Below are 14,957 nucleotides of genomic sequence, written 5' to 3'. Positions count from 1 at the left end.
GTTTATCGCGGTAGGGTGCATCGCCCATAGCAGTTCTCAAGAAAGTGAGGTACCCTCTCAAGCTATTACCAATTACCAATTACCAATTTGTCAACTGTACCTCATCTATCTGAGAAAGGCTATATATTTGTAAATATCCAAAATTGTTGGAGCGACGCACCATGCTTTAACTAAAGAGGGGAGATGTCAAATAATTAATTTAAAATTAAAAAAACCATGTTAGTCACAAAACAACCTGTTTTCAAACGCTTCTGGTATCCCGTTATTCCCGTCGCCGAATTGTCAGGCGAACCAAAACCTTTTGTATTATTAGGTCAGCCGATCGCACTTTGGCTCGATTCTGAAGGCCAACCCGCAGCAGTAGAAGACCGCTGCTGTCACCGCACTGCTAAACTTTCCCTGGGAAAAGTTGTCAGCGGCAACATTTCCTGTGCTTACCACGGCTGGACATTCAACTCGTCAGGAACTTGTGTCAGCGTTCCACAACAGCCAAACGGCTCGATTTCTGGCAACTACAAAGTAAAATCTTATCAGGCTTGCGATCGCTACGGATACGTTTGGGTTTGTTTGGACGAACCAATCGCCGAGATTCCCAATATTCCCGAAGCAGCAGACCCCAACTACCGCCAAATTCACGAATTTTACGAACCTTGGAATTGTGCGGGATTGCGGGTGATGGAAAACGAATTAGATATGGCTCATCCTACTTTTGTACATACCGCAACTTTCGGCAGCGAAGAGCATCTCACGCCCGATGTGATGGAGTTTACAGAAACAGAATGGGAACTGCATTACCGAAGTGTTTTGGGTGTCGCTAATCCCGCCGAACAACAGCAAAACTTAAACATAGAGCAAGCTGAAACCGTGCGGACAATAGACGGAATTTGGTTTCTACCGTTTACCGTCAAGCTGCGGATTGCTTACCCAAACGGACTCGTTCACATCATCGTCAATACCATGACTCCGATTGACGATGCGACTTCTCAAATGGTGCAGTTTTGCCTCCGGAACGATACCGAAAATGAGGCAAAAACCAGCGATATTATTGCCTTCGATCGCGCTGTTACTTTAGAAGACAAGCGGATTTTAGAAACAACAGATTGGGACGTACCGCTCGACATCGCCCAAGAGCAACATATGCTGACAGATAAGCCGGGAATCATCATCCGCCACAAAATTGCTGCACTTCTAAAAGCCCACGGCGAAGTCGAACAAACTAAAGTCAGTTGACAGTTGACAGTTGACAGTTGACAGTTGACAGTTGACAGTTGACAGTTGACAGTTGACAGTTGACAGTTGACAGTTGACAGTTGACAGTTTGTAGATGTAGGGTGCGTCGCCATCGAAAATCCCTAAAAAAGATCGACAATCTCACAGCGACGCACCTGACCAACTTCTTTGGTAGCAATATTTTTTAGAAATGGTATTAATTAATTTAATTAGCAATGCAATACTCTCTCATTGAACTCAACGAAATGAGCCAGGAGACATTTACAGAAGCCTTGGGCGCGATTTTTGAACGCACTCCCACAGTCGCCCGTTGCACTTGGGACGATCGCCCTTTTGCCTCCACAGCCGACTTGCGCGCTAAAATGGTAACAGTCGTCAATTCCATGACTGGGGAAGAAAAATTAGCATTAATTCAAGCACACCCGGACTTGGGAAGCAAAGCAAAAATGGCTGTAGCATCGGTTAACGAACAAGCCGGCGCAGGTTTGGATCGGCTATCTGTCGCAGAGTTCGATCGCTTGCAATCCCTCAACCGATCGTACCGCGAAAAGTTCGGTTTTCCCTTCATTGTGGCGGTGAAAAACCAGACAAAAACCAGCATTCTTGAAGCATTTGAGCGCCGCCTCAACAATTCCCCAGAAACTGAAATGCAGCAGGCTTTAACAGAAATCTATGAGATTGCGCGGTTTCGCCTTGAGTCGGCTATTGGGAAAGAGGATTGAAGTCCTCACTACGTTAACTGCGGGAAAATGCCCGCAAAAATGCCGTCAGAATTGCTGGCACTGTACCAATGCCAAACCACAGCGCAAACAGTGGCACTAAAATGCTACTTTTGGTACAGTATTGAATCCAAGTGAGGCTCATGTCTAAATTTTTATATTTCCAAATCCTAGTGACAGCAACGCCAGCACTATTTTGTATTAGCCTGCTGCATTCTCCGGCAAGCTCTGCTGCGGAAGTTTCCTATAATAAAACTCAAGAAATAATAGCCTCGCCAGGCGACTTACCGCTGGTTGATGCCGCCCAGTCACAAAGTGCGTTAGCGAAGCCCTCGAAGAGGATCGCCCAAATTGAAACAGCGGCAAATCCCGCATCAACGCCAGAAACAATCGCTGATGCCAAACCACAAAAGCCAGAAAAAGCCGAGAGTATTTCCCTCACAACAAACAGCGAAAAAATAGCAGAGATTTCTCAAACCAACGATGTCAACCAGACAAATATAACATCCGAAAAATCCGCTAGATGGCCAGTTGCGCTAGAGCCAAATTCCACAAAAACAAAGCCTGCACAAACCCTAGAACTAACTGCCGATATTTCAGCGAAACCAACAACAAACAAAGAATCGGAAGTCGCCGCAACTTCCCAACCAAATAATCTGCAACCGACAGATACAGCAACTCAAGAATCCAGCGAATCAAACGTCTTATCAGAATCAATTCAAACCCCAGAAAAACCAGCGCCGACAAACATCACCCAAATCCAAGCAGACAGCTTAGAAGCAACCAATCCTTCCGCCTCGCCGGAGATGGAACAAGTCACATCAGTTTCTCAACTCAGCGACGTTAAACCCACAGATTGGGCATTTGGCGCGCTGCAATCATTAGTAGAACGCTACGGCTGCATAGCTGGATATCCCGACGGCACTTATCGCCCAAATCGAGCCATGACTCGCTACGAATTCGCCGCCGGTTTGAATGCGTGCCTCGATAAAGTTGCTGAGTTGATAACAGCAGGAACCTCGAATTTAGTTAAAAAAGAGGATTTACAGAAACTCCAGAGACTACAAGAAGAATTTGCCGCAGAACTAGCAACGCTGCGCGGTAGAATCGATGTATTAGAAGCTCGCACGGCGAATTTAGAATCGAATCAATTCTCAACTACCACAAAACTCAATGCGACGGTTTGGTTCAACCTCACCTCAGCATTTCCGACTGGCGATATCACCGCAGAACGCAGCCGCACCGCCCCCGGAAGCCCGTTTGCTGCCCCAACTCGCGATGCTAACAATCGACCGACTCGCGTTGAGCGCGGGCAGCCTGAAACTACTTTTAGTTACTATGCTTTCCTGACGCTAAACACTTCGTTTACTGGCAAAGATTCCCTGGTAACTCAGTTGGTTTTCGGCAACGGCAACTCGCCTGCAAACGAATTAGTTTCGGCGGGCTTTTACAACTCGTGGGGAAGTCCTTTTTTAGATCAAACTGGTGCGCCAACGGCTAATGCTGTGGGAATTCGCGAGATGTCCTACACGTTTCCCGTCGGAGATAAAGTCCAAGTTGCGATCGGGCCGCGATTGAATTATTATCGATATTTTGATGGCAACCGTTTCACATTTTATCTGAAAGGGGCAACGAGTTTTAACTCGAACGGAAGTACACTGTTAAATGCAGTCGATCGCGGTTCTGGTGCTGTTGTCAGTTGGCAAGTTGCCAAGCCGCTGAAGTTGACGGCTGCTTATATGGCTGAAAATACAGAATTTTTGAATCCTGCTGTATTTAATACTGCTAGCAATCCCAGGGATGGTTTGTTTAACAGTTCCAACACAATGACAGCGCAGTTGGAATACGCCCCCAGCAATTCTTTCAATCTGCGGCTGATTTACGCGCGATCGAGCCTCAAACCTTATAATGGATTTATTGGCGGTGCTGTGGGCGAACCGCTGCCTTACGGTTATGCGGATGACGGTTTTGGGGGAAGAGTTAGAGACTCCGGTGCTGATACTTTTGTGGTTAATTTTGATTGGTTGTTGAGCCGGAATTTTGGTTTGTTCGGGCGGTATTCCTACGGCCAGCTTGAGGTAAATCCGGTAAATCGCGATCGCTCTGGCGGAGACATTAAAGTACAATCTTTTCAAGTTGGCATTGGATTTCCGGATCTGGGAAAAAAGGGCGCGCTGGGTGTACTTTCATTTGTGGTTCCCCACGATTATATCTCGGGTCGCAGGTTCTTGCTCTCGGGCGGCGGCAATGGAGGTACTCAGTACGAGGTAGAGGGTTCGTATTATTACCCGATTACTAATAATATTGCGATCGTCCCGGCATTCTACGCTATCTTTAATGCCAACAATTTTGATAGCAATCCCACCGTGTTTGTGGGCAATCTTCGCACTCAGTTCAGCTTCTGAGCGAACAAGCAAGATGCCTGTTCCACAAGGAATAAATTTTATGGTGGAACAGGCATCCTGCCTGTTATTGAGAATGGTTGACAAACCTCTAATGTGCTGTATGATTAATAATGAGTCAGCCAAAGTCATTTAATATCAATTCCGGCTGCATCGGAATTATTAGCTGCCAAAATGAGGAGACGGCTTGGCCTTTGTCCCTACAATCAATCTGGGGTAGGGACAAAGGCCAAGCCGTCTCCTCTATATCATTCCGGCGCAGCCGGAATTGATATAACATAACAACCTGAGATATGAGGCTGAATCAACAATCTTTAACAATAGCAAACCAACTCTATTTAAAACTTAAGGACAACTGACTTTGGGTCTTTCATTTCGCGCGATTCGCCGCACTCAATCTCTGCACGAACAGACTTATCAAGCTCTCCGAACTGCTATCCTGTCGGGGGAATTAGTGGCTGGAGAACGCTTGATCGAAACTCAACTGGCAGATATGCTCAACGTCAGCCGGACTCCGGTGAGAGAGGCTTTGTGCGAACTGCAACGTGAAAATTTAGTTACGGCAGATCCGCATCACGGATTGCGCGTCGCTACGCTGTCGATCGCAGATGCAGCAGATCTTTATGATTGTCGGATTGCTTTGGAACAGCTATCGGTAGCCGAGACCTGCCAAAATGCGACACCGGCTCAAGTTCAACAATTGGAAGCGATTGTGTTGCAGGCAGAAAGTACGACATATTTGCGATCGGGCGAATTGACAAATTATCAATTGCTTTACGCTGACTGCCAATTTCACCGCTTGCTAGCCCAAAGTTCCGGCAATCCTTGGTTAGTAACTTTATTAGATCAGGTATTTGACAAAATGATATTAGTGCGGCTTCGCACGATGGAATACAATCCCGGAGTATTGGAAATCCGCAGCGAACACCGTCGCATTTTTCAAGCTGTCATCGAACAAAATCCCGTCGCAGCAGCCGCAGCAATTCAAGAACATTTAATTGCCAGTAAAGCGCGGGTAATTAAAGAAATTCAGGAGATAGAAGGGAAACAGTTGACAGTTGACAGTTGACAGTTGACAGTTGACAGTTGACAGTTGTTAATCAAAAAAAACTGAAAACTGATAACTAACAACTGTAGTTCGCGATCGCACTTGCGCCCTCAGAAAACAGTTGACAGTTGACAGTTGACAGTTGTTAATCAAAAAAAACTGAAAACTGATAACTAACAACTGTAGTTCGCGATCGCACTTGCGCCCTCACAAACCCGGTTTCTTACTATATTTCTCGTTCCCGAAGAGCAAAACTCGTAGAAACCGGGTTTCGACGCACCGATGCGTAATCAATGAACAGACAACAGTCAAGTGTCAACTCTTCTCTAAGCAACCGGGCAAGCTGTCCACTGCCAACTATCAACTGTAAACTATAGCAATCCTAATTGATTTTCTAGATCTCAAAAACCTGAAGATCTTACTATACAAGGAGTCGAGGAAGACAAGCGGGCGTTGTTTTGTGAGAATCAGATCGGATTACTATATCAACTGTCAACTATCAACTGTCAACTGTCAACTGTTATATATGCCAGTAAATTATCCGCGAGACTTAATCGGTTACGGGCAAAATCCCCCCGATCCTCAATGGCCGGATCGATCGCGCATAGCACTGCAATTTGTGATCAATTACGAAGAAGGTGGAGAAACCTGCATCCTGCACGGCGACGGTTCTTCGGAAACATTTCTGTCAGAGATTGTCGGCGCCGAACCCCTATCGGGACTGCGCCACATGAATATGGAATCCTGTTACGAATACGGCAGTCGGGCCGGTTTGTGGCGTCTGCATCGGATGTTTACTTCTCGGAAGATACCGGTGACTGTTTACGGCGTGGCGATGGCGTTAGAAAGGCATCCCGAAGCCGTTGCAGCGATGTTGGAGGCCGATTGGGAAATTGCCAGCCACGGCTACCGCTGGATTGATTATAAGTATTTTGGGGAAGAGGCGGAACGGGAACACTTGCACAGGGCGATCGCCATTCACACGCAAGTTACCGGCAGCCGTCCCCTCGGCTGGTATACGGGACGCACGAGCCCGCACACCCGCAAGCTAGTAGTGGAAGAAGGCGGTTTTCTCTACGATGCCGACAGCTATGCGGATGACTTGCCTTACTGGGTGTACGAGTGCGATCGGCCTCACTTGGTAATTCCTTATACTCTTGACAATAACGATATGCGGTTTGCGACGAGTCAGGGGTTTAACTCTGGGGATCAGTTTTTTGCTTACCTACGCGATGCTTTTGATTTACTCTACGCCGAGGGCGAGATTGCACCCAAAATGATGAGTGTGGGGCTGCACTGCCGCTTGACGGGGAGGCCTGGGCGGGCGGCAGCTTTGGCGCGTTTTTTGGATTATGTACAGCAGCATGAGAGGGTTTGGATATGCCGCCGCATTGATATTGCCCGACATTGGCATGAATATCATAAACCGATGGTTTCTAAGAAGGACTGAAGTCCTTACTACGAACCTGGGAGGACTGAAGTCCTTACTACGAACCTGGGAGGACTGAAGTCCTGACTGCTGACATCTTGCACCCATGTCAAGAACAGGCAAGATGCCTGTTCCACAAAGGGTGAGTTTGATTCTGGGGTGTCTCGCCCGTGGGGTGGGCGTCTCGCCCGCCCGTAAAAGGCTGATTGCAAATGGTGCAAGATCTCAGTAGTGCGAAATTGCTTTGTAAGCGGCCCATCCACCGCGATCGGAAATATCTTCCCATTGGTATTTCTCTACTAACTCGCGGGGGTAGAAGAAAGCGGTTAATACTTCCCCGTCTTCCAAAATCACATCGGATGGATACATATGTGGGGGTTCTCCGGCTGCAAGCTGTTCAAAGTCTGCGACAGTTAATTCGTACACTTCTCCCGGAATTGATACGCCTCCGGTAGCCACTTCGTAAATTGCAGGATGCCAGCCATTTTCTGCGGAGTACAAGCGGTAAATCGGACGAGTTTTGGCTTCTCTAATGAACTTTGCTTCTCCCAGGTTGCTGTTGTCTGGCTGACCCCGCAGGGCGGAACCGCAAATGAATACTCGTTTGCTTACAATTGGTGTTTGACTCATAAGTAGAAGGAAGAAGGAAGAAGGAAGAAGGAAGAAGGAAGAACGAAGAAGGAAGGAGGTAGAAGGTAGGAGGTAGAAGGAAGAAGGCTATAAAGGCTATAAAGGCTATAAAGGCTATAAAGGCTGCGCCAGCGGGTAAACAGAAGACATACAGGCCAAGATTTTTAGCGATCGGTATTTTACGTTTAATTAGGTGGATTGACTCATATCACCCGATCGATAAAAATGTACTTGTTTCTACAGTTAAATCGCTGCGATCGCTTTATGCTGCGTGCTGTATTTTGATTGCAGCAGTTTAAGTGCTACAGCCGATCGCCTGTTGTAGGCAAAACTACATTATTTTACAGATTTAACCTGTCTGGGATACATTCTACAATAATCAGTTAAATGATTAATAATACAAGAGCGATCGCATCATTAAATTTCCCAGAATAGGAGAATGTAACATGACAGTTAGGCTAGCACTTTCAGTCAACGGTTCGCGCCTCAACAGCAGCATTGCCCAACTCGCCCAAATCGGCAAACTGCCGGGAGGAGGTGTCAGTCGGGTAGCTTTTACCAAAGAAGATTTGCTGGCGCGCAAACTTGTTGAGTCTTGGATGCGAGAAGCAGGGATGACAGTTCGGATTGACGCGGCCGGAAATACAATTGGCAGATATCCCGGATTGCGCGAAGGTGCCGCACTAGCAACCGGTTCTCACATTGATACTGTTCCTACGGGGGGGCATTTCGACGGAGTTTTGGGAGTTTTGGCAGGAATTGAAGTCGTGCGGGTGTTGCGCGAAAACGGCCTGCGCTTGGAACACGCCATTGAGACGATCGTATTTACCGACGAAGAAAGCACCGTTATCGGCTGCAAAGCGATGGCGGGAAATACAGTCAACAACCCCGAATATTACCGTCGCAGCGATGCCACTTCCATCCAAACTTGTTTAGCACAAATTGGCGGAGATTGGTCAAAAATTGCGGAGGCAAAACGCCATCCCAAAGAAATAGCTGCTTTTGTGGAATTACACGTCGAACAAGGAGGTGTTTTGGAAAGTACGGGCGACTGCATAGGAGTAGTCAAAGGTATTGTCGGACAGTACCGCCTGGGAGTGAGAGTAACGGGCAGCCCCAATCATGCTGGATCGACGCCCATGCACGCCAGAAAGGATGCGCTGGTAGCGGCTTCCCAAATGGTACTAGCAGTCAACAAACTGGCAGTAGAAACACCAGGAGAACAAGTCGCAACGGTAGGTTACTTAACTGTGTGGCCGAATGCTACGAATACTGTGCCGGGAAAAGTCGAGTTTAAAATCGACTTGCGCGATTTGTCTGAAACTAATTTGGAACAGTTGTTAGCTAAAATGAAATTGGAGTTTCAAGCAATAGCCTCTGCCACCCAAACCGAAATCGAAATAACTCAATTGCTGCACGTACAGCCAACACTAGCAGCACCAAAGATTCAGAATGCAATTGTAGAAGTTTGTCAAGAATTAGGGTTTAGTTACAGGCATTTAATTAGCCGGGCCGGACACGACGCCCAAGAAATCGGACGCTTTACCGATATGGGGATGATTTTCGTGGCTTCTCGGGGCGGCATCAGCCATGCAGAAGATGAGTATACTTCGCCAGAACAGTGTACTCAGGGGGCGAATGCGCTGCTGCAAACCTTCCTAAAGCTCGATCGGCTGTATGCTGCTAAGGGCGATCGATTCATGGAGTTGTAACGCATCATTAAAACGTGAGAATAAGTGACTGCTGAGAATCTAAAAAATACGCCAATATTATCCGTTTCGATATTTCCTTTAAATTTGTAGGAGCTCTTACCCCCCGTGCCTACCCTATCTATCGGGTTCTTCACGAGGGGGGAAGAGCTCCTACAAGAATTATGCAAATGATTTAGGATTGCTATAGGTAAGTCCTAAGGAATGAAAATTAAATAACTTCCACAGGTTTTATACTTCTTGTGGGATGGGCGTCCCGCCCGTCCAGAAAGGGTGGGCGAGGTGCCCATCCCACAGACTTGTGTAAATTATTTAATTTGCGATCCTAAGCTGTTCTGCATTTAAATTGAATGTCAAAAAATAATCCCCCTCTTGTGGAGTGGGCCAGAAGAACTCGCCCTGAACATCCAATTTAAATGCGTGACAGCTTATTCATAAACCAGTAGTAAGCTGTTCTGCATTTAAATTGCATCTCAAAAAAATCAGACAATGAGTGGGGTGGGCGTCTCGCCCGCCCTGAATATACAATTTAAATGTGCGACAGCTTAACACAAGATGCTAATTTATAATTGCTAATAGGGAACAATTGCAAGTCTGAAGAAGTCGTTAAAAATTGTCTAGAGCAGCTAGCAAAAAAATAGTAATCTAGATAAGGGTATTGGCCAAGTAATTTTTAGCAACGATGAAATTAAATCGGTCTGGTATTTCTAAATGGTTGACAATCCTATTTGCTAGTATTTTAATCACTTTCGCCTTACCTTTGCTGGCGAGGGAGATTCAACTCCCCGGGAGTCGGTGGGTAGAAGTACGGCAAGTTAGGGGAAGCGTAACATATCAAGGCAGACCAGCAAAAGTGGGCGATCGCCTGACAACAGCCGGCCAGCAAATCTCCACAGGCAAAAACTCTAGCGCGGTTTTAGCGGTAGACACTGGCATCGCTACGATTAATCTAGCAGAATTAAGCACCGTCCAAGTTAAAGGTCTGTCCGTTGCTGTCAATGGAGGTAGAGTTACCTTGCTGTCAGTCCCCGCAGGATTGGCAAGAGTTTCGGCCCGACGCTTGACTAACGCCAATTCGCGCCTAGAAATTAACAGCCCAGCGGGAGTTGTGGGTGTCAGGGGGACTGAGTTCGCCGTGGGTGTTGGCCCAGAGGGAAAAGCCGCAACTGCCTTATTTGAGGGGAAGGTTGACGCTAGCGCTCAAGGGCAAACTGTGAAGATAGAAAAGGGCTATGCTTCCGTCACTTTTCCCGGCAATCCTCCCAATCCACCCCAGGCATTCAAAGAAAATCTGAACTATGAATTGATCAGTTTATCAGCCATCAGTCAAGACAAAGTTCGATGCATTTGTACTGTCGATCCGCTGAATTTAGTGTATTTAAACGGCCAACCCTTAAAGATGGATCGAACAGGTAAAATCGACGAGATAGTGCCGAGACCAGCTAACTCTGACTACTGGCTAGTTGTTCGCAGTCCGGTGGGAAATGAGGTGTCTTATGAACTCGGTGCTAGTTTACTTAAGAAATAGATAATGACTCAATTAATAATCCCTCGTTTGCGAGTTTTTTTTACCCGCAGCCAATCCTTACTGCCGGGGGTTGCTGCTGCTCTTATTTCCTTGGGCGCGTTGCATTTGGGTGGCTGGAAACCGCTGGAACAACTGAGTTCTAACAGCCTGTTTCAACTTCGCGAAAGTCGAATTTTACCCAAACCTATTTGGGATAAACGAGTGGTGGTCATTGCCATAGACGAAGCAAGTTTAAGAAAGTTGGGGAGATTTCCGTTTTCGCGCGATCGCTACACTCAATTATTACAAGCCCTTTCCCCTGCTAAACCCGCAGTCGTTGGTTTCGACATTATTTTTGCCGAATCCAGTCCCCAAGATGACCAACTTGCAGACGCTATGAGTGCAACAGGTAATGTAGTGTTAGCTAAGGCTTGGGATGACCGAGGAAAACCGCTACCAATTGTACCAACTTTAGAAGCCGCAGCCGCCGATCGAGGTCATATTTTCCATAAGTCAGACACAGATGGAATCGGTCGTCAAGCCACGCTGTGGTTGCGAGATATTCCCTCATTGGGAATTGCCATGCTGCGAGTTTACAACGCCGACAAGCAACCGCAATCTGGAGGGCTAGAAAAGTTTTTATCACCGCCTAATAACGGCAGTCTAGAATTTTACAGTGCAGGGATAAATTGGCCTGGAAAAACGCAATTTCTACCGACTTATTCGTTTGCTGATGTTCTGGAAGGTAAAATTACCACAGATGCTTTTAAAGACAAATTGGTATTAGTAGGTATGACGGCAACAGGTTTAGATCCTTTGCGGACTCCTTTAAATCAAATTTCACCCACCAGTGGGATTTACCTTCATGCCGCAGTTATCGATAACTTGCTAAATAACCGACTGCTGCAACCTTTACCTGGCTGGACAAGTTGGCTGATATTACTTTTAATTGGGCCAATTACTAGCGGAATATTATCGAAATCTGGGCCCAGGGGACGAATTGCGATCGCTATCCTTTTCCCTCTAATCTGGTATGCAGTTTCTTTCTTATTATTTACGTTTAATTCTCTACTAATGCCCATTGCTGCACCGATTGGTACGATCGTCTTAGCTGGAATTGGACTGCAACTGCGAGAACAACAAGAGAAACAACAATTAATGAGCCTATTTGAAAAATACATGGCAAAAGAAACTGCTGAATTAATTTGGCAGCGAAAAGACGAAATCTTTAAAAATGGCGAACTGCAACCGCAAGAAATGGTCGCTACGGTTTTATTTATGGATATTCGAGGGTTTACTAGCATTTCCGAGCAACTATCTCCAGATGAATTGATGCCTTGGCTAAATCTATATTTAAATGCCATGAGTGAGTGTATTATGAATCACGGCGGCGTGATCGATAAATATATTGGCGATGCAATTATGGCAATATTTGGCATTCCCTTTCCTCATACTAAACCTGAAGAAATCAAACAGGACGCTCAAAATTGTATTGCCGCTTGTTTGGATATGTCAGAACGATTGAAAGAATTAAATCAGAAGTTTCAAAGGGAAGGAAAGCCAAAAATTGAATTCGGAGTTGGCATTCATACAGGGTCGATTATTGCTGGAACTGTCGGCGGCGGGAATCGATTAAATTTTTCGGTTTTAGGAGATACTGTGAATATTGCCGCCAGGTTAGAACCAATGAATAAAGATATTAAAGAAGACAATCCTTATCGAGTATTAATAACAGGAGAAACCTGGGAATTGGTGAGCGATAGCTACGAAGCAAAACCCGTTAAGAGTATTCAATTAAGAGGCAGAAAACAAGAAACAACTATTTGTGCGCTTGTTGGCAAAAAATGAAGATGATTTTCGTGGCTTCTCGGGGCGGCATCAGCCATGCAGAAGATGAGTATACTTCGCCCGAACAGTTTACTCAGGGGGCGAATGCGCTGCTGCAAACCTTCCTAAAGCTCGATCGGCTGTATGCTGTGTATGCTGCTAAGGGCGATCGATAATCTGCGTTCAAAGCGATGTATGGTGCGTGACAGCGAATAGATTTGTGCGGTAGTATAAGAACTCAGCATTCACGCACCGCAACTTTATATAATAGCAGAGTTTTTTAGCTAAATTGATATTATATCTAGGACTTCGAGTTACCATATAAAAAATACAAGCCAGCGTGGATATCAACCAACAAAAAGAACAATTTAGCAACACCTACCTGCAAGCCATCGCCAGCGTTGCAGGCTATTCTCTTTACAAACCATTTGTAGACGACGATAGCGTAGACTGGGGAATTGCTGCCAAAGGAGGGACAGGTAGCATCCGAGCACCTCGCTTAGAATTGCAGTTAAAATCGACATCAAGGGATGTTCGAGAAAATAACTCGATTCGCTACCCTCTCAAACTCAAAAACTACGATGACTTGAGAATAGATGACTTCGCCGTACCCCGAATTTTAGTTGTTGTTTTAATCCCCGAAACAATAGCAAACTGGTTAACTCAGTCAGAAACAGAAACCTGCATGAAGGAATGCGGATATTGGATATCTCTGCGGGGAATGCCAGAAACACAAAACACCACCGCTGTCACAGTCACTATACCGAGAACTAATCAATTTACAGTCATCGCCCTTCAGTCAATTATGGAGGGGATTAGCCAAGGAGTTCAACCATGAAAGTCACATTCCAAGATAGCGAAACCCTCCAAACAGTCAACCTAAATCAAGTTAGAAATTACCTGCAAATTCACGGGTGGAATGAAGACAAACCTTTCTTAGAAAATGCCACACTTTGGCACAAACCAGTCGCCGGAGAGGAATTTGAAATATTACTCCCCAACCAACAAAATCTCGGAGATTATGCTGCCCGAATCCGGGAGATAATCGAAATATTAGAATCCGTAGAAAATCGATCGCAAAGTGAAATTTTAGCAGACTTAATTACCGGGATTCCCAATACAACTATTCAGGGAGTTGTGATGCAAATTCACACGCCCAACGCCGACAACTTAAGCGGCGAAATTACCTTATTAGGCGTGATTTGCGACAAATTACAGAAAATTAAAACCGAACTTGCAGACAAAGATTATATCCTCGCTATCAAAGCTTATCAAGAACGCTTGCCTTTCGTCTGTACGGGAGATTTGATCAAAGAAAATCAAACTTTCATTCTCAAAAATCCCCGCAACTTTACTCTAGATAATTTATGGCAAAATTAACAGATAATGTTACAGGAGTGAGAGCGCGGGAACTCTTGGCACCGCCCCTACAGAACAAATATCCGCATAAATCTTTTTCGCCAACATCCTAGCCAAATTCACAGGTACTGCATTCCCAACCATTTTGTAGCCGTCAGCAATATATTTGTACTTGAAAATAAAGTCATCCGGGAAAGTCTGAACTCGCGCACACTCTCGCACAGAAAGCCGACGGTAAGGCTGAGGCGAATGCGGGTCAAAAATGCGCTGATCTTTGCCAACTAAAATCATTTTACTAGCTTGAGGGTGCAAAGGCGCGTGTCTGCCGCTGGCCTGAATTGTAAAGGAAGGTTCACCCCAACTTCTAACTCGATTCCGCGACATATAAATGCTGGAAAATCCTAAATCTGCACATTCGTGATTCGCGACAGAATCGTGATAATTATCTAATTTACCCTTAACTAGAATTGGGGCGATCGCCTGCAAGTCAAAAATCGCATTTTGCAGTGTCAAAACCTCGGTTCCAGGTGCGGGAAACTCAAAACCAAAACCCAGATCCTGACGATAACCGATCACAATCACCCTTTGCCTATCTTGGGGAACACCAAAATTTTTAGCATTCACCAACTTGAACGAAACCCGATACCCAAGTTCCTCAAACTGCGATAATATATAAGTGAAAGCATCCTGATTTCTGGGCGCTAAGATGCCGCTAACATTCTCAGCTAAAAAAAACAAAGGCTGCTTGTCTCGGACAATTCTAATATACTCCCAAAAAAGCTGACCCCGAGAATCATCAATTCCCCGTTTCGCGCCCGCCGCACTCCAACTTTGACAAGGAGGCCCGCCAATAATCCCAACACAGTCAGGAATTTCATCAGAATTAATTTTTCGGATATCTCTGCGATCTAAAATAGTTTCAGAATGGTTAAATTGATAGGTATCCCAAATCGACTTATCATATTCATTCGCCCAAACCGGATTAAACCCAGCCCGACGAAAACCTAAATCCAATCCACCACAACCCGCAAACAGAGAAATAATATTCAAAGCCACCTTTTGTTACCCGCAATAAATACAATAAATTAATAATAAAA

The 14,957-nt window shown here is 45.6% G+C and carries 15 protein-coding genes; 11 read left to right on the top strand and 4 right to left on the bottom strand.

What is annotated here, in order from left to right; genetic code table 11:
- Positions 1-216: 216 nt before the first annotated feature.
- Together JGK16_RS17670 and uraD are read left to right on the top strand one after the other, a co-directional pair.
- Positions 217-1,230, top strand: a complete 1,014-nt coding sequence (locus JGK16_RS17670) for an aromatic ring-hydroxylating dioxygenase subunit alpha (protein WP_293182066.1) — start codon at positions 217-219, stop codon at positions 1,228-1,230.
- 215 nt (positions 1,231-1,445) lie between these two features.
- Positions 1,446-1,952, top strand: a complete 507-nt coding sequence (gene uraD / locus JGK16_RS17665) for a 2-oxo-4-hydroxy-4-carboxy-5-ureidoimidazoline decarboxylase (RefSeq protein ID WP_293182064.1) — start codon at positions 1,446-1,448, stop codon at positions 1,950-1,952.
- Between the two features lie 13 nt (positions 1,953-1,965).
- Here uraD and JGK16_RS17660 read toward each other — a convergent pair whose 3' ends face one another.
- Positions 1,966-2,094 carry a hypothetical protein gene (locus JGK16_RS17660; protein ID WP_293182062.1) on the bottom strand — a complete coding sequence of 43 codons (129 nt, stop codon included), beginning with the start codon at positions 2,092-2,094 and terminating at the stop codon, positions 1,966-1,968.
- Here JGK16_RS17660 and JGK16_RS17655 point away from each other — a divergent pair.
- On the top strand, positions 2,093-4,354 hold the full coding sequence (locus tag JGK16_RS17655) for an iron uptake porin (RefSeq protein WP_293182061.1): 2,262 nt from the start codon (positions 2,093-2,095) through the stop codon (positions 4,352-4,354). The two genes, JGK16_RS17660 and JGK16_RS17655, sit on opposite strands and share 2 nt — an antisense overlap.
- 115 nt (positions 4,355-4,469) lie before the next feature.
- On the opposite strand, the gene JGK16_RS17650 is transcribed toward JGK16_RS17655, so the two are convergent.
- On the bottom strand, positions 4,470-4,631 hold the full coding sequence (locus tag JGK16_RS17650; RefSeq protein WP_293182059.1) for a hypothetical protein: 162 nt from the start codon (positions 4,629-4,631) through the stop codon (positions 4,470-4,472).
- An 81-nt stretch (positions 4,632-4,712) separates the two neighbouring features.
- Here JGK16_RS17650 and JGK16_RS17645 point away from each other — a divergent pair, with 81 nt between their 5' ends.
- Together JGK16_RS17645 and puuE are read left to right on the top strand one after the other, a co-directional pair.
- Complete coding sequence (locus tag JGK16_RS17645; RefSeq protein ID WP_293182057.1) at positions 4,713-5,420, top strand: GntR family transcriptional regulator; 708 nt, start codon at positions 4,713-4,715, stop codon at positions 5,418-5,420.
- Positions 5,421-5,925: 505 nt separating this feature from the next.
- A complete protein-coding gene (gene puuE / locus JGK16_RS17640) occupies positions 5,926-6,849 on the top strand; it encodes an allantoinase PuuE (RefSeq protein WP_293191535.1) in 924 nt (307 codons plus the stop codon).
- Between the two features lie 204 nt (positions 6,850-7,053).
- Here puuE and JGK16_RS17635 read toward each other — a convergent pair whose 3' ends face one another.
- Positions 7,054-7,458, bottom strand: coding sequence for a gamma-glutamylcyclotransferase (locus tag JGK16_RS17635; protein ID WP_293191532.1), 405 nt, complete (start codon positions 7,456-7,458; stop codon positions 7,054-7,056).
- A gap of 446 nt (positions 7,459-7,904) precedes the next feature.
- On the opposite strand from JGK16_RS17635, the gene JGK16_RS17630 reads away from it, so the two are divergent.
- The 6 genes from JGK16_RS17630 (at position 7,905) to JGK16_RS17605 (ending at position 13,881) form a co-directional block, all read left to right on the top strand.
- Positions 7,905-9,170: a Zn-dependent hydrolase gene (locus JGK16_RS17630; RefSeq protein WP_293191530.1), complete on the top strand. Its 1,266-nt coding sequence runs from the start codon at positions 7,905-7,907 to the stop codon at positions 9,168-9,170.
- A gap of 679 nt (positions 9,171-9,849) precedes the next feature.
- Positions 9,850-10,695 carry a FecR domain-containing protein gene (locus JGK16_RS17625; protein ID WP_293182047.1) on the top strand — a complete coding sequence of 282 codons (846 nt, stop codon included), beginning with the start codon at positions 9,850-9,852 and terminating at the stop codon, positions 10,693-10,695.
- A gap of 3 nt (positions 10,696-10,698) precedes the next feature.
- Positions 10,699-12,522, top strand: a complete 1,824-nt coding sequence (locus JGK16_RS17620) for an adenylate/guanylate cyclase domain-containing protein (protein ID WP_293191528.1) — start codon at positions 10,699-10,701, stop codon at positions 12,520-12,522.
- On the top strand, positions 12,519-12,677 hold the full coding sequence (locus JGK16_RS17615) for a hypothetical protein (RefSeq protein WP_293191526.1): 159 nt from the start codon (positions 12,519-12,521) through the stop codon (positions 12,675-12,677). Before JGK16_RS17620 ends, JGK16_RS17615 begins: the two co-directional genes overlap by 4 nt.
- Before the next feature lie 164 nt (positions 12,678-12,841).
- Positions 12,842-13,339, top strand: a complete 498-nt coding sequence (locus tag JGK16_RS17610) for a DUF4365 domain-containing protein (protein ID WP_293182041.1) — start codon at positions 12,842-12,844, stop codon at positions 13,337-13,339.
- Positions 13,336-13,881 carry a hypothetical protein gene (locus tag JGK16_RS17605; protein ID WP_293182039.1) on the top strand — a complete coding sequence of 182 codons (546 nt, stop codon included), beginning with the start codon at positions 13,336-13,338 and terminating at the stop codon, positions 13,879-13,881. The genes JGK16_RS17610 and JGK16_RS17605 overlap by 4 nt, the downstream gene beginning before the upstream one ends.
- A 9-nt stretch (positions 13,882-13,890) precedes the next feature.
- Here JGK16_RS17605 and JGK16_RS17600 read toward each other — a convergent pair whose 3' ends face one another.
- Positions 13,891-14,916: a DNA cytosine methyltransferase gene (locus JGK16_RS17600; RefSeq protein ID WP_293203310.1), complete on the bottom strand. Its 1,026-nt coding sequence runs from the start codon at positions 14,914-14,916 to the stop codon at positions 13,891-13,893.
- Positions 14,917-14,957: the final 41 nt, after the last annotated feature.

The sequence above is a fragment of the Microcoleus sp. PH2017_09_SFU_O_A genome (genome assembly GCF_020738625.1).
Lineage (GTDB): Bacteria > Cyanobacteriota > Cyanobacteriia > Cyanobacteriales > Microcoleaceae > Microcoleus.
Note: the sequence above shows the minus strand (reverse complement) of the source record. Positions and strands in the feature narration are given on the sequence as shown.

Coding starts and splice junctions, on each gene's coding strand:
- JGK16_RS17605 (WP_293182039.1), top strand. CDS start 13,336: ATGAAAGTCACATTCCAAGATAGCGAAACCCTCCAAACAGTCAACCTA.
- JGK16_RS17620 (WP_293191528.1), top strand. CDS start 10,699: ATGACTCAATTAATAATCCCTCGTTTGCGAGTTTTTTTTACCCGCAGC.
- JGK16_RS17660 (WP_293182062.1), bottom strand. CDS start 2,094: ATGAGCCTCACTTGGATTCAATACTGTACCAAAAGTAGCATTTTAGTG.
- uraD (WP_293182064.1), top strand. CDS start 1,446: ATGCAATACTCTCTCATTGAACTCAACGAAATGAGCCAGGAGACATTT.
- puuE (WP_293191535.1), top strand. CDS start 5,926: ATGCCAGTAAATTATCCGCGAGACTTAATCGGTTACGGGCAAAATCCC.
- JGK16_RS17625 (WP_293182047.1), top strand. CDS start 9,850: ATGAAATTAAATCGGTCTGGTATTTCTAAATGGTTGACAATCCTATTT.
- JGK16_RS17615 (WP_293191526.1), top strand. CDS start 12,519: ATGAAGATGATTTTCGTGGCTTCTCGGGGCGGCATCAGCCATGCAGAA.
- JGK16_RS17670 (WP_293182066.1), top strand. CDS start 217: ATGTTAGTCACAAAACAACCTGTTTTCAAACGCTTCTGGTATCCCGTT.
- JGK16_RS17655 (WP_293182061.1), top strand. CDS start 2,093: ATGTCTAAATTTTTATATTTCCAAATCCTAGTGACAGCAACGCCAGCA.
- JGK16_RS17635 (WP_293191532.1), bottom strand. CDS start 7,458: ATGAGTCAAACACCAATTGTAAGCAAACGAGTATTCATTTGCGGTTCC.
- JGK16_RS17630 (WP_293191530.1), top strand. CDS start 7,905: ATGACAGTTAGGCTAGCACTTTCAGTCAACGGTTCGCGCCTCAACAGC.
- JGK16_RS17650 (WP_293182059.1), bottom strand. CDS start 4,631: ATGTTATATCAATTCCGGCTGCGCCGGAATGATATAGAGGAGACGGCT.